Annotated in this window: 19 protein-coding genes and 2 tRNA genes; 8 read left to right on the top strand and 13 right to left on the bottom strand. The window is 64.4% G+C overall.

The window, feature by feature from the left end; genetic code table 11:
• Window positions 1–23: 23 nt before the first annotated feature.
• Together MJ8_RS20075 and MJ8_RS20070 are read right to left on the bottom strand one after the other, a co-directional pair.
• On the bottom strand, window positions 24–1,505 hold the full coding sequence (locus MJ8_RS20075) for an ABC transporter substrate-binding protein (RefSeq protein ID WP_201410506.1): 1,482 nt from the start codon (window positions 1,503–1,505) through the stop codon (window positions 24–26).
• 115 nt (window positions 1,506–1,620) lie between these two features.
• Window positions 1,621–2,898 carry an acetylornithine deacetylase/succinyl-diaminopimelate desuccinylase family protein gene (locus tag MJ8_RS20070; protein ID WP_201410505.1) on the bottom strand — a complete coding sequence of 426 codons (1,278 nt, stop codon included), beginning with the start codon at window positions 2,896–2,898 and terminating at the stop codon, window positions 1,621–1,623.
• A 259-nt stretch (window positions 2,899–3,157) separates the two neighbouring features.
• Here MJ8_RS20070 and MJ8_RS20065 point away from each other — a divergent pair, with 259 nt between their 5' ends.
• The gene (locus MJ8_RS20065; RefSeq protein WP_201410504.1) at window positions 3,158–3,589 is read left to right on the top strand and encodes a L,D-transpeptidase; all 432 of its coding nucleotides are present in this window, start codon (window positions 3,158–3,160) and stop codon (window positions 3,587–3,589) included.
• A 7-nt stretch (window positions 3,590–3,596) separates the two neighbouring features.
• Here MJ8_RS20065 and MJ8_RS20060 read toward each other — a convergent pair whose 3' ends face one another.
• The 8 genes from MJ8_RS20060 to MJ8_RS20025 form a co-directional block, all read right to left on the bottom strand.
• Window positions 3,597–4,589: a lipid A biosynthesis lauroyl acyltransferase gene (locus MJ8_RS20060; protein ID WP_201410503.1), complete on the bottom strand. Its 993-nt coding sequence runs from the start codon at window positions 4,587–4,589 to the stop codon at window positions 3,597–3,599.
• Between the two features lie 20 nt (window positions 4,590–4,609).
• Window positions 4,610–5,638, bottom strand: coding sequence for a zinc-binding dehydrogenase (locus MJ8_RS20055; protein WP_201410502.1), 1,029 nt, complete (start codon window positions 5,636–5,638; stop codon window positions 4,610–4,612).
• A gap of 117 nt (window positions 5,639–5,755) precedes the next feature.
• Complete coding sequence (locus MJ8_RS20050) at window positions 5,756–7,027, bottom strand: beta-ketoacyl-ACP synthase (RefSeq protein ID WP_201410501.1); 1,272 nt, start codon at window positions 7,025–7,027, stop codon at window positions 5,756–5,758.
• Window positions 7,028–7,041: 14 nt separating this feature from the next.
• Window positions 7,042–8,229, bottom strand: a complete 1,188-nt coding sequence (locus MJ8_RS20045; RefSeq protein ID WP_201410500.1) for a beta-ketoacyl-ACP synthase — start codon at window positions 8,227–8,229, stop codon at window positions 7,042–7,044.
• 127 nt (window positions 8,230–8,356) lie between these two features.
• The gene (locus MJ8_RS20040; RefSeq protein ID WP_027167184.1) at window positions 8,357–8,638 is read right to left on the bottom strand and encodes an acyl carrier protein; all 282 of its coding nucleotides are present in this window, start codon (window positions 8,636–8,638) and stop codon (window positions 8,357–8,359) included.
• A 236-nt stretch (window positions 8,639–8,874) separates the two neighbouring features.
• Complete coding sequence (locus MJ8_RS20035; RefSeq protein WP_201410499.1) at window positions 8,875–10,017, bottom strand: slipin family protein; 1,143 nt, start codon at window positions 10,015–10,017, stop codon at window positions 8,875–8,877.
• A gap of 367 nt (window positions 10,018–10,384) precedes the next feature.
• Window positions 10,385–10,449, bottom strand: a tRNA-OTHER gene (locus MJ8_RS20030).
• Window position 10,450: 1 nt separating this feature from the next.
• Window positions 10,451–10,525, bottom strand: a tRNA-OTHER gene (locus tag MJ8_RS20025).
• Between the two features lie 246 nt (window positions 10,526–10,771).
• On the opposite strand from MJ8_RS20025, the gene MJ8_RS20020 reads away from it, so the two are divergent.
• Together MJ8_RS20020 and MJ8_RS20015 are read left to right on the top strand one after the other, a co-directional pair.
• Entirely contained in the window at window positions 10,772–11,044 is a 273-nt protein-coding gene (locus MJ8_RS20020) for a hypothetical protein (RefSeq protein ID WP_225247971.1), read from the top strand.
• The gene (locus tag MJ8_RS20015) at window positions 11,028–11,492 is read left to right on the top strand and encodes a hypothetical protein (protein ID WP_201410498.1); all 465 of its coding nucleotides are present in this window, start codon (window positions 11,028–11,030) and stop codon (window positions 11,490–11,492) included. The genes MJ8_RS20020 and MJ8_RS20015 overlap by 17 nt, the downstream gene beginning before the upstream one ends.
• Window position 11,493: 1 nt before the next feature.
• On the opposite strand, the gene MJ8_RS20010 is transcribed toward MJ8_RS20015, so the two are convergent.
• Complete coding sequence (locus MJ8_RS20010) at window positions 11,494–12,042, bottom strand: histidine phosphatase family protein (protein WP_201410497.1); 549 nt, start codon at window positions 12,040–12,042, stop codon at window positions 11,494–11,496.
• A gap of 156 nt (window positions 12,043–12,198) precedes the next feature.
• On the opposite strand from MJ8_RS20010, the gene MJ8_RS20005 reads away from it, so the two are divergent.
• The 3 genes from MJ8_RS20005 to MJ8_RS19995 all read left to right on the top strand — a co-directional run bounded on the left by MJ8_RS20005 (window position 12,199) and on the right by MJ8_RS19995 (window position 15,941).
• Window positions 12,199–13,149 carry an AEC family transporter gene (locus MJ8_RS20005; protein ID WP_201410496.1) on the top strand — a complete coding sequence of 317 codons (951 nt, stop codon included), beginning with the start codon at window positions 12,199–12,201 and terminating at the stop codon, window positions 13,147–13,149.
• A gap of 214 nt (window positions 13,150–13,363) precedes the next feature.
• Window positions 13,364–14,821: an NAD-dependent succinate-semialdehyde dehydrogenase gene (locus tag MJ8_RS20000; RefSeq protein WP_201410495.1), complete on the top strand. Its 1,458-nt coding sequence runs from the start codon at window positions 13,364–13,366 to the stop codon at window positions 14,819–14,821.
• A 94-nt stretch (window positions 14,822–14,915) separates the two neighbouring features.
• Window positions 14,916–15,941 carry an aldose epimerase family protein gene (locus MJ8_RS19995; RefSeq protein ID WP_201410494.1) on the top strand — a complete coding sequence of 342 codons (1,026 nt, stop codon included), beginning with the start codon at window positions 14,916–14,918 and terminating at the stop codon, window positions 15,939–15,941.
• A gap of 126 nt (window positions 15,942–16,067) precedes the next feature.
• Here the strand turns inward: MJ8_RS19995 and MJ8_RS19990 are convergent, their stop codons facing one another.
• Window positions 16,068–16,985 (bottom strand): sugar kinase, encoded by a 918-nt coding sequence (locus MJ8_RS19990; RefSeq protein WP_201410493.1) that lies wholly within the window; start codon window positions 16,983–16,985, stop codon window positions 16,068–16,070.
• Window positions 16,986–17,143: 158 nt separating this feature from the next.
• On the opposite strand from MJ8_RS19990, the gene MJ8_RS19985 reads away from it, so the two are divergent.
• The gene (locus MJ8_RS19985) at window positions 17,144–17,587 is read left to right on the top strand and encodes a FixH family protein (RefSeq protein WP_201410492.1); all 444 of its coding nucleotides are present in this window, start codon (window positions 17,144–17,146) and stop codon (window positions 17,585–17,587) included.
• Window positions 17,588–17,594: 7 nt separating this feature from the next.
• Window positions 17,595–18,803 (top strand): cytochrome-c peroxidase, encoded by a 1,209-nt coding sequence (locus MJ8_RS19980; protein WP_201410491.1) that lies wholly within the window; start codon window positions 17,595–17,597, stop codon window positions 18,801–18,803.
• Here MJ8_RS19980 and MJ8_RS19975 read toward each other — a convergent pair whose 3' ends face one another.
• The gene (locus MJ8_RS19975; protein ID WP_201410490.1) at window positions 18,804–19,256 is read right to left on the bottom strand and encodes an Lrp/AsnC family transcriptional regulator; all 453 of its coding nucleotides are present in this window, start codon (window positions 19,254–19,256) and stop codon (window positions 18,804–18,806) included. It lies immediately after the preceding gene.
• Window positions 19,257–19,267: the final 11 nt, after the last annotated feature.

The following is a 19,267-nucleotide window of genomic DNA, read 5'->3' as shown; positions in this document are numbered from 1 at the left end:
GCGATCGGGCGATCGCGCCGGCCTCAATCCGTCCACTTCACCTTGGTGAGATCGTCCGCCTCGATCGGCCAGTTCGTCCACATGCCCTGCAGCTTGGCGTCCCAGACGCCGATCTTCGGCAGCTCGAACAGGTAGACGGCGGGCACGTCGTGCGCGAGAATCTTCTGCGCCTCGCCCAGCAGCTCCAGCCTCTTGTCCTTGTCGACCGTGGTGCCGAGCTCCTTGATGATATCGTTGAACTTCGGGTTGTCGTACTGGAAATAGTAGCCGGGCCGCGAATAGATATCGATGTCGTTCGGCTCGACATGGGAAACGATCGTCAGGTCGTAGTCCTTGTTGGTGAAGACCTGGCTCAGCCACTCCGCCCATTCAACCGGGATGATCTGCAGATTGACACCGATCTCCTTCAACTGGGACTGAATCACCTGGCCGCCGTCGCGTGCGTAGGGCACGGGCGGCAGCTTGATCGTGGCCGAGAAGCCGTTCTCCAGCCCCGCTTCCTTCAGATACGCCTTGGCCTTGGCGATATCGTGCGGATAGACGCCGGTGAGATCGACATAGCCCGCGTCGCCCGGCGAGAAATGAGACCCGATCGGCTTTCCAAGACCGTTCGAGGCGGCTGCGATGACGGCACTGCGATCGATCGCCGAGGCGAGCGCCTGCCGCACCGCGAGCTTGTCGAAGGGCGGCTTCTTGTTGTTGATCGACAGGATCGTCTCGCCCTCGGTCGAGCCGATCACGACGCTGAAGCGCGGATCGGACTGGACCTGCGCGAGCGCGTCCTGCGCGGGCATGTTGGCGAAAGCCTGGATGTCGCCCGAGAGCAAGGCGGGGACAGCTGCGGCCGCGTCGGGCACGATGCGGAATGTCGCCTTGTCGAGCGCGGCGGGCGTGCCCCAGTAGTCCGGGTTCTTGACGAGCGTGATCTCGGAGCCCTTGGCCCAGTGATCGAGCTTGAACGGACCGGTGCCGATCGGCTTGTCCTTGTTGCCGTCGGCCGATGCCTTCGCCACGATTACCGCCGCAACCTGTCCCATGTCATAGAGGAAATCGCCCTGCGGTCCGTCAAGCGTGACCTTCACAGTCGCCGGATCAACCGCCGCGACATCGGTGATGTGCGCAAAGAGCTGCTTTTGCGGATTGAGCGAATCCTTGGCGCGCGCCCGGTCCAGCGAGAACTTCACGTCGTCGGCGCTGAAGGCCGAGCCATCGTGGAACTTCACGCCGGAATGCAGCTTGAACGTGTAGACCTTGCCGTCGTCGGAGACGGCCCAGCTCTCGGCGAGAGCGGGTTGGACCTGGCCATTGTCGTCGATGCGCGTCAGCCCTTCGAAGACGTTGGCATAGGTGACCTCGCCGATGGCCGCGGCCGCGCCGGCGGTCGGATCGAGATGCGGCGGCTCGAGCACGATGCCGAGTGTGAGGTCGGTGCGTGCGGCAAAGGCCGACGTGGCGGCGGCAAGCGACAGGGTAGCCGCGGCCAGGATGGTCTTCCACAGTTTCATCGCTGAACTCCCATTGCTCAAACGTGCTCAAGCTGGCGGATAGAAGCGTGATTTCGCGCGCGAGTAAATTGCGTTTCGTGCTGCCCTGCGGCGCCAGGCGGAATGTTTTTACCTGTCATTCGGTCGTGCCGCGCAAGAGCACGTTGAGGCCGATCGCCATCACCTTGGCCGATTCCACCATGTCGGCGATGCCGACCCATTCGTCCGGCCGGTGGGCGAGGTCGAGAATGCCCGGGCCGTAGGCGATGCAGTCGTAAAGGTGGCCGAGGCGCGCGACGTGCTTCTGGTCGTAGGTGCCGGGCGAAATCACGTAGTCCGGCTCGCGGTCGAATACTTCCATGATGCCCTTGGCGACAGCCTTCACCACCGGCGCGTCGCGCTCGGTCATCAGCGGCAGCACCTCCATCAGATCGCGGATCTCGTAGTCGAATCTCTTGCGCTCGCGCTTCAGCCGTTCGAGGATGCCGGTGACTTCGCCCTTCACGGTGGCGATGTCCTCTTCCAGCAGGAAGCGCCGGTCAATGGTGAGCCGGCAGGAATCCGGCACGTTGGGCGAGGGGAGACCCGGCCGGAAATCCTCGGTTTGGCCGCCATGGATGGAATTGATGTTCATGGTCGAGCGCCTTGCGCCTTCCGGCACCACCGGCATGCGCGTCATCTTGCGGTCGAGCGCCGGGAACAACTCGTCCTCGAAGGCCTGCAGGACGGCGCCCATATGGCGCACCGCATTGTCGCCGAGGAACGGCATCGAGCCATGCGCGATCTCGCCCTTGGTCTCGATCTCGGCCCACCAGACGCCGCGATGGCCAAGACAGATGCGATCCTTGTTGAGCGGCTCGGGGATGATGACGTGGTCTACCCTCGGCTTGGAGAAATAGCCGAGCCTGGCGAGATGGGCGACGCCGCCGAAACCGCCCGATTCCTCGTCCGCCGTGCCCGATATCTCGATGGCGCCGGGAAAGTCGGGATAGGTGGCCATGAAAGCCTCGACGGCGATCACCGAAGCCGCCAGACCGCCCTTCATGTCGCAGGCACCGCGGCCATAGACCCTGCCGTCCTTCACCACGCCGGCAAAGGGATCGACGGTCCAGCCGTCGCCGGCCTCGACCACGTCGATATGCGAATTGAAATGCACGCAGGGGCCGGGCGAGCGGCCGTCGAAGCGGGCGACGACGTTGACGCGCGGATAACGGTCGCTGTCGCCGGGCGCGCCCTCGGCACGGATGAATTCCGTTTCGAAGCCGCGTTTCCTCAGGCGCGCGCCAAGGAACTCGGCGCATGGCCGGTAGGCTTCGCCCGGCGGATTGACGGTCGGGAAGCGGATCAGGTCCGCGGTCAGCGCAACGAGGTCGTCGGTCCGATCGTCGACCGCCTTGAGGAGTCGTTCATTCATCCGGTGGATTGAAGAAGGAACCCGGCACTTTTGCAAGCAACCAGTCGCTCATTGCCAGACGACGATCCGGGCATGGCCCAACGCTCCGCCTAAACCCCAGAGGGTGCGTGTCGCGGCGGCAACTATGCCGGGAAAATCGTTCAAATTCACCGCATCGGATTGGCGGATTCGTCAAGGAGTGTGTGGTACTTAACGCACCTGCCGGAAAAAAGATGGAAAACCGCGTGGATGGCAGGGGGCAATCAAGGGGTTTGATCGCATGAAAAAGTTCGTTCTCATGGCAACCGTGCTGGCAACCGCGTTGTTTGGTATGTCCGTCGCAAGCCGGGCGGCCACGCTGGTCGCCAATATCGACGTCTCTTCGCAAACCATGACCGTCAGCAAATACGGCCAGGTGCTCTATCGCTGGAGCGTATCGACGGCGCGCCCCGGCTATTTCACGCCGCGCGGAAGCTACCGGCCGCAATGGACTGCGCGGATGTGGTATTCGCGCAAATATGACAACTCGCCGATGCCCTATTCGGTGTTCTTCCATGGCGGCTACGCCATTCATGGCACCGGGGCGGTGAGACATCTCGGACGTCCGGCCTCGCATGGCTGCGTGCGCCTGCATCCGGCCAACGCCGCGACCTTCTATACGATGGTCAAGCAAGCCGGCTTCGGCAACACGCGGATCGTCGTCACCAACTGAAAGCCGATTACTGGCCGGCTGCCGCCTTCGCCTTTGCGCGCTTGCGGCGGCGGCCGCTGATTTCCCAGCGCTTGTGGAACCACATCCACTGTCCGGGATCCTCGCGCACCCAGCGTTCGACCACGTCGGTGAGAAGCTGGGTGGCGGCATCGACGTCGACGCTGCCGTCACTGGTGCGCGGCAAGGCCAGCTTGTCCTCGATTTCCAGGCGGAAGCGGTTGCCCGGCAGCCTGACGCAGCGGGCGGGGTAGACGTCGCAGTCATAGTGGCGGGCGAGCATGCCCAACATCGGATTGGTCTGGCATGGCCGACCGAAGAAGGTCGTCTCCACGCCGCCCGAGAATTTCTGATCGACCAGCACGCCGATATTGCCGCCCTTTTCCAGTATGGCGGCAAGGGCGAAAGACGCTCCGGCGGCGGAGGGCAGCAGGGCGCCCATCGAAGAGCGGCGCGTCGAGTGAATGTAGTCGGCGAGATAAGGATTGTTCGGCGGGCGGAACAGCGCCGTGATGTTCATGCCGAATGTGGCGGCCGCCACCGGCAGCAGCTCGAAATTGCCGAGATGGCCGGTGAACAGGATGTGCGGCTTCCGCTCGCCGGCGATCTCGACGAAATGCTCGATGCCGCGAACCTCGACCCGCCCCGGCTTCGCAGCGTCCGGATCGAAGTCGAACAGCGCGTCGAGGAAGATGTATTCGGCCGCGAGGCGGGCCATGTTGCCCCACATGTCGCGCGCGATGGCCTCGATCTCGGCGTCGCTCTTCTGCGGATAGGCAAGGCGCAGATTGTTGACCGCCACGCGGTGGCGCCCGACCAGCGGACCGACCCGGCGGGCGGCGCGGTCGGCGAAGTTGAGCGCGCTGTCGGGCGGCAACAGGCGCAACAGCGAGAGCAACACGATGGCGAGCTTGGCGACCAGCCAGTGCTCCATCTGGCGCAGCCGCCGGCCGTAGCGGAACATGAAGTCCCGACGGGCTTTCCTGAGCGCGTTGCCGACCATCCGCCTTTCCTGGAACTGCTCTAGGAAACGCGCAGGATGATCTTGCCGAAGACGTCGCGGCCTTCCATGCGCTTCAGCGCGGCATCGATGTCGTCGAAACCCACCTCGGTATCGATGACGGGGGAGACAAGACCGGCGGCCATCTTCTGCATGGCGTTGGCCATGTTCTCCATGCGGCAGCCGAAGGAGCCGAGCAGCTTCAGCTGCTGCTGGAAGAGCTGCATGAGATTGACCTGCGTCGAAACGCCGGAGGTCGAGCCGCAGGTGACGAGACGTCCGCCGCGTTTCAAGGACAGCATCGAGCCGGCGAATGTGTCGGCGCCGACATGCTCGAAGACGACGTCGACGCCTTTCTTCTTCGTCAGCTTGCGCACGACGCCTTCGAAACGGTCCTCGCGGTAGTTGATGACGTGGTCGGCGCCAAGCGCCTTGGCCTTGTCGATCTTGTCGTTCGAGCCGACCGTGGTGATGACCGTGCAGCCCATCCTCTTGGCCAACTGGATGGCGGCGGTGCCGATGCCGGAACCGCCGGCATGGACGAGAATGGTTTCGCCGGGTTCCAGTTTGGCATTGTCGAACAGCATGTGCTCGACCGTGCCGAAGGTGACGGGCGCGACCGCCGCGCCGATTTCGGTGACGCCAGGCGGAGCGGGCACAAGGAGGCGCGCCGGCAGGTTGATCTTTTCTTGCGCGAAGCCGTCGAGATGGAAGCCGTGCACGCCAGAGACGTGCTCGCAGAGATTGTCGCGGCCTTCGCGGCAGGCGCGGCAGAGCCCACAGGTGCGTGCGCCATAGATCGAGACCAACTGTCCGGGCAAGAGGTTGGAGACGCCCGGTCCGACCGCCCCGACCTCGCCGGCGGCTTCAGCGCCGACGACCAGCGGCAGCTTGCGCTTGGCGAAGGCCATGCCGCGCCAGCCCCAGACATCGATATGGTTGAGCGCCACCGCTTTGATGCGGAGCGTCACCTCGCCCTGCGAAGGCGGCGGGGGAGGCGGCAGGTCCACCGTTTCGAGACGGCGGTCCTCGATAAGTTGCAATGCGCGCATTGGGCCTGTCAGTTCGGTTCTAAAGCGCAATGCGCTTTAGGTTCTTTGTTATGCACGTCCTTGTCGCAAAACCGATTTCCACTTTTGCGCGACATGCATGGGCGGAAAAACGTCCGCTTAGACCGGTTCCCGCGCCATGACAAGGCAGGTGTTCTGGCCGCCGAAGCCGAACGAGTTCGACAAGACCGTGCCGACCTCGGCGTTGCGCTTCTTGTTCGGCACCACGTCGAGGACAATCGCCGGATCGGGATTGTCGTAATTGATGGTCGGCGGGATGACGCTTTCGCGCATGGTCATCAACGAGAAGGCGGCCTCGACCGCGCCGGCGGCAGACAGCGTGTGGCCGATCATCGACTTGTTCGAGGAGATCGGCATCGAGCCGATGCGCTCGCCGAAGACTGTGGACAGCGACAAATGCTCCATCTTGTCGTTTTCGGGCGTCGAGGTGCCATGCGCGTTGACGTAGTCGATCTCGTCTTCGCCGAGGCCCGCATCGGCAAGGGCGGCGCGCACGGCCGCGATCGCCGGCGAGCCGTCAGGCTTGGAGCGGGTGCGGTGGAAGTCATCGGCGCGCTCGCCGCAGCCGCGCATGATGCCGAGGATGGTCGCGCCGCGGGCAAGGGCGGCCTCCAGCGATTCCAGCACCAACGCGCCGGAGCCTTCGGCCAGGACAAAACCGTCGCGGTCCTTGGAGAAGGGTTTTGATGCCTTCTCCGGGATATCGTTATGGGTGGAGAGCGCCGACAGCAGCGAGAAGCGGATCAGCGCCTCGGCGGTGGCCGAGCCGTCGGCGCCGATCGACAGCGCCTTGTCGCACTCGCCGCGCCGGATCGCTTCGACACCGAGCTGGATGGCGGTGGCACCGGAGGCACAGGCCGTCGACAGCGTGATCGGCAGCCCCCGCGTGCCAAAGCGGTCGGCCAGCCGGTCGGCGATCGAGCCGAACTGCGTGGTCTCGAAGATGTCGAGCTCTTTCAGCCCGCGCGCGACTCTCAGCAGCCTTTCGGCGCCTGTCTCCTCCTTGTCGGAGTTATACAGCGAGAAGCGGTCGGCCCAGTCGAGCTCGACCGGCGGCGAGGCCAGGAACAGCGGGCCGCCGAAAGCGCCGGAATCGAGGCCTGCTTCCGAGACGGCCTCCTGGGCCGCCGTCTCGGCCAGTTCGTAAGTGAGGTGGCTGGCGCCCTTCGAACTCGAGGGCAGGAAGTCGACCATGCCGGAAATGCGGGTGTTGAGGTGATCGACGGGAAAGCGGGTGATCGGATGGATGCCGGATTTGCCCGAGGTCAGCGCCTCCCAATTATCTGCCTTGCCGACGCCTAGCGATGTCACCACGCCGATGCCGGTCACAGCGACGATCGGCCTGCCCATGTGATCGCGAAGATTGGCCATGCTTACTTTTCTTTCTAGGCGGCTTTGATCAGCCCAAGGCCCTCGAATTGATGATAGCCAATGGCTGTTGCAAGGACAGCCGCGGGAGCACCGTCGAATTGCCGCTCTACTGTGGCGTCGAAGACAGGATAACCGGCCTTGCGGTCGACGGCGAGCGCCGCGAGCGCGACCGCGAAGGGGAACTGCGCTTCCTTCATATGGCCGGTCAGCGTCGAGAAGGCGCGCACGGCCAAAGCCGGATTGGCGTCGAGCACGGCTTTTTCGGCCGCGGTGGCGGCGTGGGCGCCGGAGGCAGCGGAGATCGTCAGCAGGTCGCCATCGGGAAGGTGGGCCTGCTTCAACAGCGCGGCAATCTCTGAATTCAACTCGCCTTGCCGGCGCCTTGCGCGGCCTGAGACGACACGGCCGAGTTCGGCGTAGATCTTGCGACCGCGGTTTTGCGCGTGCTCGCGCTGCTCAAGCACCAGGAAGGCGCCGCCCGAGCCCGTCACCACGCCGCCGCCTTCGGAGCCCTGGCGCTGCCAGACCGGCTTCCACGGTCCGCGATGCAGGTAACCGGCAAGCTCGTAGCCGAGCAGCATGTCGGAATGCTCGGTCTGGAAGGCGCCGCCGACCAGAACATGGGTCGACTGTCCCGAGCGGATGCGCGCGGCCGCCGTCTCGACAGCGGAGACGCCGGCGCCTTCCTCGCCCATGAAGGTGCGGGAAGAACCGGTGACCTTGTGGACGATCGAAATGTTGCCGGCGAGCAGGTTGGAAAGCTGGGCCAGGAACAAAGTCGGCCGCAGTTCCGTCGTCAGCTTCTCGTTGAGCAGCACGTCGCGATCGTTGCGGCTCTCGGAGGCGGCAAGGATCGCGGCGTCGACGGCTTCGTCGCGCTCGCCGCCGCCGGCCGCCACCACCATGTCCATGGTGGTGCAGAGCTCGTCATTGCCCTTGATGCCGGCATCGTCCAGCGCCAGGCCTGCCGCGTAGGTGCCGAGACGCTGCCATGTTTCCATCTGGCGCTGGTCGCCGCGCTTGGCGATCTGCAGGTTCCAGTCGATCTCGGGCAGGGGGTGGATGGTATAGGGCGCGAAGCGCGCCGCATCGAGCACCGGCTGGAAACCAGGCTGCGTCAGCTTCTGCCAGTGCGCGTCGGGGCCTTCTCCCAATGAGGAGACAAGGCCGATGCCGGTGATGACGACGTCGTGGGAACTCATGGGTGCCTGTTGCGGGGCGGCTGTTGTGGGTCAGCTGGCTTTTTGGTTTTGCGCATGATCCTTTCCGAAAATCGATGCCGATTTTCGGGGTCATGCGCCAGGCGCGTCAAGGCCGGGCCCCGCAGCCTCAAGCCGCCTTGGCCGCGACCAGCGCGTCGATCTTGGCGCACAGGTTCTTCATGACGAAGTAGTCGTCGGTCGAAGCCTTGCCGTCATTGACTTCCTGCGTCCACTTCTCGAGCGGCACCTTGATGCCGAATTCCTTGTCGATGGCGAAGACGATGTCGAGGAAATCGAGGCTGTCGATGCCGAGATCGTCGATGGTGTGGCTCTCGGGCGTGATGGTGTCGATATCGATCTCGCTGGTGTCGGCGATGATCTTGGCGACTTTCTCGAACGTGGTGGACAAGGGCTCTTCCTTCGGGTTGCGGGCGGAATCTGTCCGCATCTTCGTTTGGGCGCTGTCTAATCGGTTTTTCCCGGCAGGAAAAGGCCTGATGCGCCGGCGGCAGATGGGCAGGGGTTGGCAAACGCAAGAAGGGCCGCCGTTCGAACCGGCGGCCCTTCCCATTTCACGCTGCGCCATCTTTCCATTTCGATGCATGTCGTTGTCCCAGAACCGGAACCACTTTTGGGCGACATGCATCAGTCACGGAGCTTGACCAGATCGTTGAGCAGCCCGCCCGTCCCGTTGTGGACGGTGAGCCGCTCGACCTTGCCGGCGATGGCTTCGAGAGCCTCGAGCTCCTTCAGCCGCAGCATCACCGGGTTCTCGGCCATCACCTTGGCCGTGTTGAGCAGCGAACGCGTGGCGTTCGTCTCCTCGCGGCGGCGGATGACGTTGGCCTCGGCCTGCTTCTCGGCCGAAACCACCTGGTTGAGGATCTCGCGCATGTCGCCCGGCAGGATCACATCCTTGAGAGCGATATCGCTGACCTCGACGCCGATCGCGGCCATGTCGGCGCGCACCTTGGCCGCCGCGTCCTCGTCGACCGTCACCTTCTTGTCGAGGATCTGGTCGAGCGTGAGCGCGCCAAGCGTCTTGCGGAAGGCATACTGCAGGGCGCGGTAGAGGGCTTCGGAGAAGTCCTTCACCGTGCTCACCGCCGTCACCGGATCGACGACCCGGTATTCGGTGGCGATGTTGACGCGGATCGTCACGCGATCCTTGGTCAGCACTTCCTGCCCGGCGACATCGAGCGACTGGCGCTTGATGTCGACGACCTTCACCTGCACCATGCGTCCGACATTCCAGAAGGCATGCACGCCCGCGGCAAGCGTGCGGGTGTAGACGCCATCCACGAACAGCAACCCGACCTGACCGTCCACGACCGGATGCAGGAACACGTGTTCCGTCTTCCGGGCCTGGCCGATCCGGCGCATCAAGGCCGGATCGACAGCGAGATCGGCCGCCGTGTCGACGGACGTCACCTTCCAGGGGCCGGCATCCGTCCACAGCACGAGCTTGCGATCCGGGGTAAGCACGGCATGCAGGGCGCCGTCGCGCTCGACGACGGCGACGTCCGTACGCCCGGTGCGGACGACGGTGAAGTGACGCGCGGCCACGTCCGGGAGCTTGTCGAACAACGCCTTCTCGTAAGCCGAAACGAATTCCGGATTCTTCAGGTCGTGCCTGGAGATCTCCAGGTTTCCGCGCCGGTTGGCGAGCCAATGCTCGCCCGGCATCAGGATCGCCTGGATCTCGCCCTTGTAGAGGGCGACGGCACGCTCATTTTCCTTCACGAGGACGCGCTGGCGTCCAAGAGCCTTTTCGAGAATGGTCTTCATTGTCTTCACTCCTGTCGGGCATGGCCCCATGCGAGGCGTCACGTCATGCGTCGATCATCCTTTTCGTTTCTCGTTTCACGTCGTCGTACTTCATGTCCCGGGCACGAATGATCCGGGGATCGGTGGCATCGATCCGCAGCGGGCCCTCGGGAGCGGATCGTGGGGCGGCGAAGCGGGCGCCGGAAGCCGAAGCTTCCCTTGCCGGCCGCGCCGCGCCTTGATCGTCACCGCGGGCCTGGCCGCGGGCCGATGGCGCAGGACGTCGCCGCCCGGCGAGGCCGAAGCCCTGCCGTCCGTGAAGTCCTCGCATTCCGGTCCCCGGACCGTTTTGGATAACACCACCTGAAGGTGTCGGCTTATCAGGCCGTTGGAGAAGGAATCGAACCTTCGACAGTCAGATTACAATCTGATGCTCTACCCGCTGAGCTATCCGTGGTGCTGATGAAGGGACTCGAACCCTCGACCTCCGGACCCAAATCCGGCGCTCTAACCTCTGAGCTACATCGGCGATCCCAACACCCGAAACGGCGCCGTACACAGCGCGGCAGAGCCGCTTGCGCGGGCGGAGGCAGAAGCTCCAACCGTTGTGCTCGCTTCGGTTTTCGTGACCGGGAGCGCGCCTATAGACCCTGCGACGGGTTGTCGCAAGCGGCATTGTCGCGGCGGATTTGCGGCTTCTTCCGACTGTGACGTTTCGGCAACGGTACGCCAGATGCGCCTTGGACTTGGATGTACCAATGTACCATGGTACATTATGAGCATGACGATAGAACGCGTGCAGACCGGTGTGCGGCTGGAAAAGCGGCTGGTGAAGGTGCTCAAGGCTTTGGCCGAGCATCAAGACATCAGTCTTGGCGATCTGATCGAAGGCATCGTGCTGCATGCCTTCGAGGGGCAAACGCCGTTTTCGCCCGAGACACTCGAAACGATCGGGCAGTTGAAGCGCATCTACGGCTTGGAACTCGGCGCGGCCGACAGCCACCGGTTGGTGGAAACGACGGAGAGAGCAAATGACGAACCATCTTGAGCGCCGCCACAGCATCGACCTTGCCGGCCCCATCGATCGCGTCTTCCCCTTGTTCACACCGATCGGAGAGACCTTGTGGGTCGAGGGCTGGAATCCCGAATTCCTCCATCCGCGCAGCGGCGAAACACAGGAGGGGATGGTCTTCCGGACGAGCCACGGCAACGAGACGACGCTGTGGGCCTGCACCGACTGGCAGCCCGCTGAGCATCGCGTGCGTTATGCAAGGGTGACGCCGGGATCGCGTTTCGGATTTGTCGAGGTGACCTGCCGGGACGCTGGCGGCGAGAGCACGCAGGCGACGATTGCCTATTCGTTCACGGCTCTGAGCGAGACCGGACAGTCATATCTGTCAGAGCTGACGAAGGACACTTTCGTCGACATGATCGAAAGCTGGAAGGCTGGCGTCAACGCCTGGCTGTCGAAGAATGGGGCGGCCAGTCCGGCCTGACTCAGAAAGTCACGCGTCCGAGCACCTTGAGGCCGTCGCCCTCAGGGGCCACGACGACGGCTTCGCCCTCGCGCGGCGCGACGCCGGTGAGCGCCTCGATGTTTTCCAGATGCGTGACCAGCACGAGGTTGTCGGAACCGGAATAGCCGCGGATCTCCTGCATGATCGCGGCCATCTGCGCGGCTTTTTCAGACGGGTCGGTCTTGAGCAGGTCGAGCGGCGCGAAGGGCCGCGGCTCGGATTCGAATGCAATGCGGGCGGTGTCGAGGCAGCGGCAGTAGCGGCTGGAGAGCACGTGATCGATGGGTGCTGCGCGCGCCGCGAACAGCGCGCCGATGCGGCTTGCCTGCTGCTTGCCGCGCTCGGACAGATTGAGCTGCGTGGCGCAATTGCCGATGTCGAAATTGGCCGGGTCGGTCGCCCCGGTGACGAAGGCGTGGCGAAGCAGCACGACATGGCCGCCGTCGCGCAGCAGCGCCCAGCCGGCATCGGTGGCGTGGGCTAGGCTCGGAACAGCCAGGAGAAAAAGCGCCAGAACAAGTCGCAGCATTCGAAGTCCCATGGCGGCCCGGGCGGGCCGTGATTGGCATATAGGGACCGCAAAGCCGTCCGGAAAACAAGCTGAGGCGCCGGAGATCGGCGCGAGGCGCCAATTGCACCGCGGCCGGGGCTCGCCTATCACGGGAAAAATGTCTCCACCCGCCAAATGACTTCGCTCACCGAAACCGTCCTCTTCGTCTTCAGCCTCGTCGCGCTTGGCTATCTGGCCGGGCTCACGGACTATCTGAAGCCTGCGAGCGGGGAGGGCATTTCCGAATTCGCGGTCAACGTGGCGATGCCGCTGCTGCTTTTCCAGACCATGGTCAAATCGGACTTCCACGGCGTCACGCCATGGTCGCTGTGGGGCGCCTATTTCGCGGCGGTCGCCATCACCTGGGCGGCGGGCCATCTGGTGATGACGCGGCTGTTCGGACGGGATGCCCGCGCCGGCATCGTCGGCGGGGTGTCCTCGGCCTATTCGAATGTTGTGCTGCTCGGCGCGCCCTTCATCCTGGGCATATTCGGCGCCAGCGGCTTCGAGGTGCTGTCGCTGCTGGTCTCTGTTCATCTGCCGATCATGATGATGGCCTCGATCGTGCTGTTCGAGATGTTCGGGCGCGGCAGCGGCGAGACGGTGCATCCGCTGCGCGTCGTCAAGAGCTTCCTCAGGCGCCTGTTCATCAATCCGCTGATGATCGGCATCCTGGCGGGGCTCGTCTGGCGCCTTACCGGCTTGCCGCTGCCGGACCTCGTCGAGCGGCTGGTCGACACGCTGGCGGATACGGCCGGCCCGGTGGCGCTGTTCGCCATGGGGCACAGCCTGCGCCGTTTCGGCATCTCCGGCAATATCCGGCCGGCGCTGGCGCTGTCGGGACTGAAGCTGTTCCTGATGCCGGCACTGGTGCTGGCTTTCGTGTGGCTGCTCGGCCTGCCGCCGCTGACGGCCAAGGTCGCGGTGGTGGTTGCGGCACTTCCTTCAGGCATCAACTCCTACCTGATAGCCGTCCAGTTCAACACCGGCCAGGCGCTGGCCTCGAACCAAATGACGCTCGCCACCGCCAGCGCGGTGGTGACCACGTCGTTCTGGCTCACGGTGGTCATCCACGTCTTCGGTTAGGGTGTCGTTCTTCGGGTGAGGCCGAGTCGAATCTCAACATCCCTGCCAGCGAATTGAGGCGGCTCGCCTTTGCTGGCCCAACCCCTATATGCCATCTTATGATTGCTTGCCTGCCTTTCCCTAGGTAAGAGCAATGCGCCGGCGTGCGGCTTGAAGCACGCTTCAACGGATATCCAAAAAACGGCCGATCAGCGCGCCGAACGGAGGCCAGACCATGCTTCAGAAAACCAGCCATTTCATGCGCCAGGCCAATCTCATCAATGGCGAATGGGTGCAGGCCGACAGCGGCCAGACCATCGACGTCAATAATCCGGCGACGGGCCTGAAGATCGGCACCGTGCCGAAGGCCGGCAAGGCCGAGACCCGCCGCGCCATCGAGGCGGCGGAGCAGGCCTTCAAGAGCTGGCGCAAGACCACCGCGCTCGAGCGCTCGAAGCTGCTGCGCAAGCTGCATGACGCGATGATGGACAATCAGGACGTTCTCGCCGAGCTGCTCACCATCGAGCAGGGCAAGTCGCTCACCGAATCCAAGGGCGAGATCGGCTCGGCAGCGGCCTATATCCTGTGGTTTGCTGAGGAAGGCCGCCGCGTCTACGGCGACATCGTGCCCTCGCCGTGGGGCGATCGCCGCATCCTGGTGACCAAGGAGCCGGTCGGCGTCATCGCCGCCATCACGCCGTGGAATTTCCCCTCCTCGATGCTTGCCCGCAAGATCGGTCCGGCCTTGGCGGCGGGCTGCACGGCGGTGGTCAAGCCCGCCTCGCAGACGCCTTATTCGGGCCTCGCCTGGGGCGCGCTGGTCGAGGAGGTCGGCTTCCCGAAGGGCGTCGTCAACGTCGTCACCGGTTCGGCCGGCGAGATCGGCGACGAGCTCTGCACCAATCCGCTGGTCAAGAAGATCACCTTCACCGGCTCGACCGAGGTCGGCAAGATCCTGATCCAGAAGTCCGCCACGACGGTCAAGAAAGTCTCGATGGAGCTTGGCGGCAATGCGCCCTTCCTGGTCTTCGACGACGCCGATGTCGACCGCGCGGTGGCTGGCGCGATCACCGCCAAATACCGCAATTCCGGCCAGACCTGCGTGTGCACCAACCGCTTCCTCGTCCAGGCCGGCATCTACGACAAGTTCGTCGAGAAGCTCGCGGAGGCCAGCAACAATTTGAAGGTCGGCTCGGGCCTGGAGGAAGGCGTGCAGCAGGGACCGCTGATCGACGAGAAGGCGGTCGAGAAGGTCGAGGAATTCATCGCCGACGCCACGTCGAAGGGCGGCAAGATCGTGGCCGGCGGCAAGCGCCATGCGCTGGGCGGCTCGTTCTTCCAGCCCACCGTCATTTCCGGCGCGACGCCGAACATGCGCTTCATGAAGGAAGAGATCTTTGGGCCGATCGCGCCCGTCTTCAAGTTCGAGACCGAGGAAGAGGCGGTGGCCCTGGCCAACGACACCGAATTCGGCCTCGCCGCCTATTTCTACACTGGCGATCTCGGCCGCGCTTTCCGGGTCATGGAAGGGCTGAAATACGGCATGGTTGGCGTCAATGAAGGCCTGATCACCACGCCCGAGGCGCCCTTCGGCGGCGTCAAGGAGTCTGGTCTCGGCCGCGAAGGCGGGCATCAGGGCATCGAGGACTATCTCGACACCAAATATGCCTGCTTCGGCGGCTTGGGACTCTGACATCGATCCCAGAAACAGGGCAGGCGTTTAGCCTGCCCTTGCCGGATGATACGCGGCCGGCCTAAATCCACGGATCGGAAATGAGATTTCGGGCATGGCGATGAAGGACGGCGAGGTCTTCGGCACGACGCAGGCGGGTGAGGCCGTTCGTCGGTTCACGATCCGGGGAGGCGGCCTCACCGCCAACATCATCGGGCTCGGCGCCATCGTCCAGGATCTTCGACTGACCGGCCACGACGCGCCGCTGGTGCTGGGCTACGACCGTTTCGAGCCCTACGAAACCGACCGCGCCTTCTTCGGCGCCGTCGTCGGACGCTTCGCCAACCGCATCGGCGGCGGCCGCTTCACCATCGCCGGCAAGCGCTACCAGACCGAGCGCAATTTTCTCGGCAAGCATACGCTGCATGGCGGCTCGGAAGGCTTTTTCCACCGGCCATGGACCGTCTCGCTGCACGGCCGCGATTTCGTGACGCTGACGCTGCACGATCCGGACGGCGCGATGGGCTTTCCCGGCGCGCTCGACGTCACCTGCACCTATCGGCTGAAGATTCCCGGCACGCTCAGCATGGAGCTGACCGCGACCTGCGAGGAGCCGACGCTCTGCAACCTCGCGCAGCACTCCTATTTCAATCTCGACGATGGCGGGGCCGGCGACATCCTCGACCACCGGCTGATGCTGAATGCCGGCGCCTACACGCCTGTCGATGACGAGATGATCCCGACCGGCGCCATAAAGCCCGTCGACGGCACGCCTTACGACTTCCGCCAGGCGCGGCCGCTGCGCATGGAAATGGAAGGCGAGCAGCTTCGCTACGACCTGAATTACTGCCTGGCGTCCAGCCGCGGACCGCTGCACCAAGCGGCCTGGGTGCAAGGCGCGAATTCCGGCGTCGAGATGGAAGTCTGGACCACCGAGCCCGGACTGCAGCTCTATATCGGCCAGTATGTGGCGCCGACATCGCCGGGCCTCGACGGTCGCCGCTACAAGGCATTTTCAGGCTTCTGCCTCGAAGCGCAGACATGGCCCGACGCGCCGAACCGGCCCTATTTTCCGCAGGCGACGCTGTGGCCGGGGCAGATCTATCACCAAGTCACGGAATACCGGTTCCGGCTGCCCTAGGATCCAGGTGAGGCAGCCTAAAAATGGCGGCTTCCTGCTTCCGGTGCTCACGACGTTAAGTACGCTCCGCTCCGGTTCTCGGAAGCCATCATCTTCGACTCGGCCTGACCTAAATCTTGAAATGTCCTAGCTATCGAAAGCAATCCTTAGCGTCTCAAACGGCGCCAGCGCGCCGCGAACCTGCACCACCGCGGCGGCGACCTTGTGCGCGCGGCGCGCGGCGTCGCCGGGCGCATCGCCGGCAAGCCGGGCGGCAAGATAGCCGCCGTTGAAGGAATCGCCGGCGCCCGTGGTGTCGACTGGCGTTGCAACGTGCACAGGGTCAACGGTTTGTGAAACGCCGTTCAGCGCAATCAGGGCCGGCTGCTCGCCATTCTTGACCACGACCTCGCCGGTCAGCTTGCCAAGGCGCTCAGCCGTTTCCTGCGGCGTGGCGTCGCCGAACAGCATCTGCTCGTCCGGAAAAGTGGGCAGCGCGATGTCGGCCACGGCAAGCGCTTCCAGGATCGCGGCCTGCGCTGCCTCGCGGTTCGGCCACAGGCGCGGCCGGTAATTCGGGTCGAAGGCGACAAGCGCGCCAGTCTTGCGGGCGATCGCCACGGCGGAAAGGAGGGTTTTCCGCGCGGCCTCGTCCAGAATTGCCAGGGTGATTCCGGAAAAGTAGACAAGCGCCTGGTTTTCAAGGCTTTTCGCCAAGGCCGCCGGATCGGAGGCGAGCTGGCGCGCGGCTGCGTCGCTGCGCCAGTAGGTGAAGGCGCGTTCGGCTCCGGTGAGCGTGATGGCGTATAGGCCGGGGCGCGCGCCGGCGATGACCGGACTGTTGCCTATGCCGATGCCGCTCCGGCCGAAGAAGTCGATCTGGTCGCGCGAGAAGGGGTCGTCACCAAAGGCCGTCACATAGGTCGCGGGCCGATCGGGGCTCAAGGCGTGCAATGCCCAGAGCGTGTTGAAGGTGTCGCCGGCAAAGCCCATGCGCCAATCCGAACCGCTCCGGCCCGACAGTTCCAGCATGCATTCGCCGATCGACGCGATACCCTTGGCCATGCGCGCTTCTCCCTTCCTAAGATGTTGTTGCTGTAGCTTTTTGCGGCCCGCAGCGCCATGCTTGGCGAAGGCTGAATTTTACGCCAGAAGCGATTTCGCACAGGCAGGGCGGGACGCGACGAGCGGCCCGCGACGTTAGCAGCCGAAGAGGAACGGGTTTGGCATCGATATGGCGTTACATCCTTGCGGGTCTCGGTCTGGCCGCTTTGCTGGTCGGCATCGTGGCCGCGGTCTATATGATGCTGCCGCAATCGGCGCCCGGTCCGGACCTGTCGCGCTCCAAGAAGACGGCGAACGGGTTGTTCGTGGCGAGCTTCGAGCCGGAGCGCGGGGTCGTCCGCCAGGGCGAGCTGCAATCTTGGCTGCTGACGCTGAAGACCGCCGCCGGCGCGCCGGTGGAGGGTGCGGCGATAACCATTTCGGGCGGGATGCCGCAGCACGACCACGGCCTGCCCACCAGTCCGCAGGCGACGGATTATCTGGGCGACGGGCGCTACCGCATCGATGGCGTGAAGTTCACGATGAGTGGCTGGTGGCAGCTGCACTTCGGTATCTCGGCGGCGGCGGGTTCCGATTCCGTCGTCTTCAACATCGTGTTGTGAGCGGACGATGAAGCGACTGGCGAGCGTCGCAAGCTTCCTGGCTTTGGCCGCACTCGCCCTGCTGGGCGGTTGCGGTGAACCGCAATTCAGCGACGCCGAGAAGAAGACCATCGCGTCGCTGGTGCTCAACACGCTGCCTTCGCTCAAAGTGGACACCACGAACCGGTACGCGGATGTGCCGGCCGCCGCCGCGCTCGGCTCGACGCTGTTCTTCGATGTCGGCATGAGCCGCGACGGCACGGTGTCCTGCTCGACCTGCCACAAGATCGACCGCCAGTTCCAGGACGACCTGCCGCAGGCGGTCGGCGTCGGCCATACAAACCGCCGCACCATGCCGCTGGCGGGCGTGGCGCGCAATCCGTGGTTCTTCTGGGACGGAAGGCGCGACAGCCTGTGGGCGCAAGCGCTGACGCCGCTTGAAAACCCGCTGGAGCAGGCCGGCAACCGGGCCGCCTTCGCGCATTACATCAAGAAGCGGTTCGGCGAGCGCTACGAGCGCATTTTCGGGCCGCTGCCCGATCTTTCCAGCGTGCCGGCCAATGCCAGCCCGCTCGGCACGGATACCGAAAAGGCGGCGTGGAACGCCATGCCCGCCGGCCAGCAAGACGACGTCAACCGCGTCTATGCCAATATCGGCAAGGCGATCGCCGCCTTCGAGCGCTCGATCGAGCCCGGGCAGACGCGCTTCGACCGCTTCGCCATCGATCTCGCGACCGGCGCCAAGCCGGAAGGGGACGCGGCGTTCTCGCCGGAGGAGATACTCGGGCTGAAGCTGTTCATCGGCAAGGCCAATTGCGTGACCTGCCACAACGGTCCGCGCTTCACCGACAATTCCTTCCACAACACCGGCGTGCCGCCGGTCGACGGCCTGCCGCTGGACCGAGGGCGCGTCGATGCCGTCGCGCAGGTCGAGGCCGATCCGTTCAACTGCTTCGGCAAGTTCCGGGACGGCGACGAGAGCGCCTGCCGCGAACTGCGCTTCATGGTCAAGGACGGGCCGCAAATTACGCGCGCTTACAAGACACCCTCGCTCAGGGGCGCGGCCGATCGCCCGCCTTACATGCATGCCGGCCAGTTCTCGACGCTCGACGAGGTGGTCGCGCATTATTCGAAGGCGCCGCTCGCCGTCGAAGGCGTGTCGGAGGTCCACCCGCTCGATCTGTCCGAGCGCGAGCGCGCGGCGCTGGTGGCCTTTCTCAAGACGCTGTCGGACTAACTACTTGTCCTTCACCGTCTCCATCGCCACGAAGGTCGACGTCTGGGCAACGTGGGGAAGCGCGGAGATGCGCTCGCCGAGCACGCGGCGATAGGCGGCGATGTCGATGGTGCGGACCTTCAAGAGATAATCGAAGCTCGATGCCATCATGTGGCATTGCTCGATCTCCGGCACGCCCTGCACAGCGCGGTTGAAAGCGTCCAATGCCGCCGAGCGCGTGTCCGACAGCTTCACCTGGACGAAGGCGACATGGCCTTCGCCCATGCGCTCGCGGTCAATGACGGCGCGGTAGCCTCTGATATAGCCGTCCTTCTCCAGCCGTTTCACGCGCGCCTGCACCGGCGTCTTCGACAGGCCGACCTTCAAAGCCAGTTCGGACATCGAAAGCCGGCCGTCGCGTCCGAGCGCGGCGAGGATGTTGCGGTCGATGCGGTCCAATTGGTCTTCGATCATCGAAATAGCAG

This window comes from Mesorhizobium sp. J8, from assembly GCF_016591715.1.
Taxonomy (GTDB): Bacteria; Pseudomonadota; Alphaproteobacteria; order Rhizobiales; family Rhizobiaceae; genus Mesorhizobium.
Note: the sequence above shows the minus strand (reverse complement) of the source record. Positions and strands in the feature narration are given on the sequence as shown.

What these genes read in the sequence shown, in the direction of transcription:
- MJ8_RS20075 (WP_201410506.1), bottom strand. Translation starts at nt 1,505, where the DNA reads ATGAAACTGTGGAAGACCATCCTGGCCGCGGCTACCCTGTCGCTTGCC.
- MJ8_RS20070 (WP_201410505.1), bottom strand. Translation starts at nt 2,898, where the DNA reads ATGAATGAACGACTCCTCAAGGCGGTCGACGATCGGACCGACGACCTC.
- MJ8_RS20065 (WP_201410504.1), top strand. Translation starts at nt 3,158, where the DNA reads ATGAAAAAGTTCGTTCTCATGGCAACCGTGCTGGCAACCGCGTTGTTT.
- MJ8_RS20060 (WP_201410503.1), bottom strand. Translation starts at nt 4,589, where the DNA reads ATGGTCGGCAACGCGCTCAGGAAAGCCCGTCGGGACTTCATGTTCCGC.
- MJ8_RS20055 (WP_201410502.1), bottom strand. Translation starts at nt 5,638, where the DNA reads ATGCGCGCATTGCAACTTATCGAGGACCGCCGTCTCGAAACGGTGGAC.
- MJ8_RS20050 (WP_201410501.1), bottom strand. Translation starts at nt 7,027, where the DNA reads ATGGCCAATCTTCGCGATCACATGGGCAGGCCGATCGTCGCTGTGACC.
- MJ8_RS20045 (WP_201410500.1), bottom strand. Translation starts at nt 8,229, where the DNA reads ATGAGTTCCCACGACGTCGTCATCACCGGCATCGGCCTTGTCTCCTCA.
- MJ8_RS20035 (WP_201410499.1), bottom strand. Translation starts at nt 10,017, where the DNA reads ATGAAGACCATTCTCGAAAAGGCTCTTGGACGCCAGCGCGTCCTCGTG.
- MJ8_RS20020 (WP_225247971.1), top strand. Translation starts at nt 10,772, where the DNA reads ATGAGCATGACGATAGAACGCGTGCAGACCGGTGTGCGGCTGGAAAAG.
- MJ8_RS20015 (WP_201410498.1), top strand. Translation starts at nt 11,028, where the DNA reads ATGACGAACCATCTTGAGCGCCGCCACAGCATCGACCTTGCCGGCCCC.
- MJ8_RS20010 (WP_201410497.1), bottom strand. Translation starts at nt 12,042, where the DNA reads ATGCTGCGACTTGTTCTGGCGCTTTTTCTCCTGGCTGTTCCGAGCCTA.
- MJ8_RS20005 (WP_201410496.1), top strand. Translation starts at nt 12,199, where the DNA reads ATGACTTCGCTCACCGAAACCGTCCTCTTCGTCTTCAGCCTCGTCGCG.
- MJ8_RS20000 (WP_201410495.1), top strand. Translation starts at nt 13,364, where the DNA reads ATGCTTCAGAAAACCAGCCATTTCATGCGCCAGGCCAATCTCATCAAT.
- MJ8_RS19995 (WP_201410494.1), top strand. Translation starts at nt 14,916, where the DNA reads ATGGCGATGAAGGACGGCGAGGTCTTCGGCACGACGCAGGCGGGTGAG.
- MJ8_RS19990 (WP_201410493.1), bottom strand. Translation starts at nt 16,985, where the DNA reads ATGGCCAAGGGTATCGCGTCGATCGGCGAATGCATGCTGGAACTGTCG.
- MJ8_RS19980 (WP_201410491.1), top strand. Translation starts at nt 17,595, where the DNA reads ATGAAGCGACTGGCGAGCGTCGCAAGCTTCCTGGCTTTGGCCGCACTC.
- MJ8_RS19975 (WP_201410490.1), bottom strand. Translation starts at nt 19,256, where the DNA reads ATGATCGAAGACCAATTGGACCGCATCGACCGCAACATCCTCGCCGCG.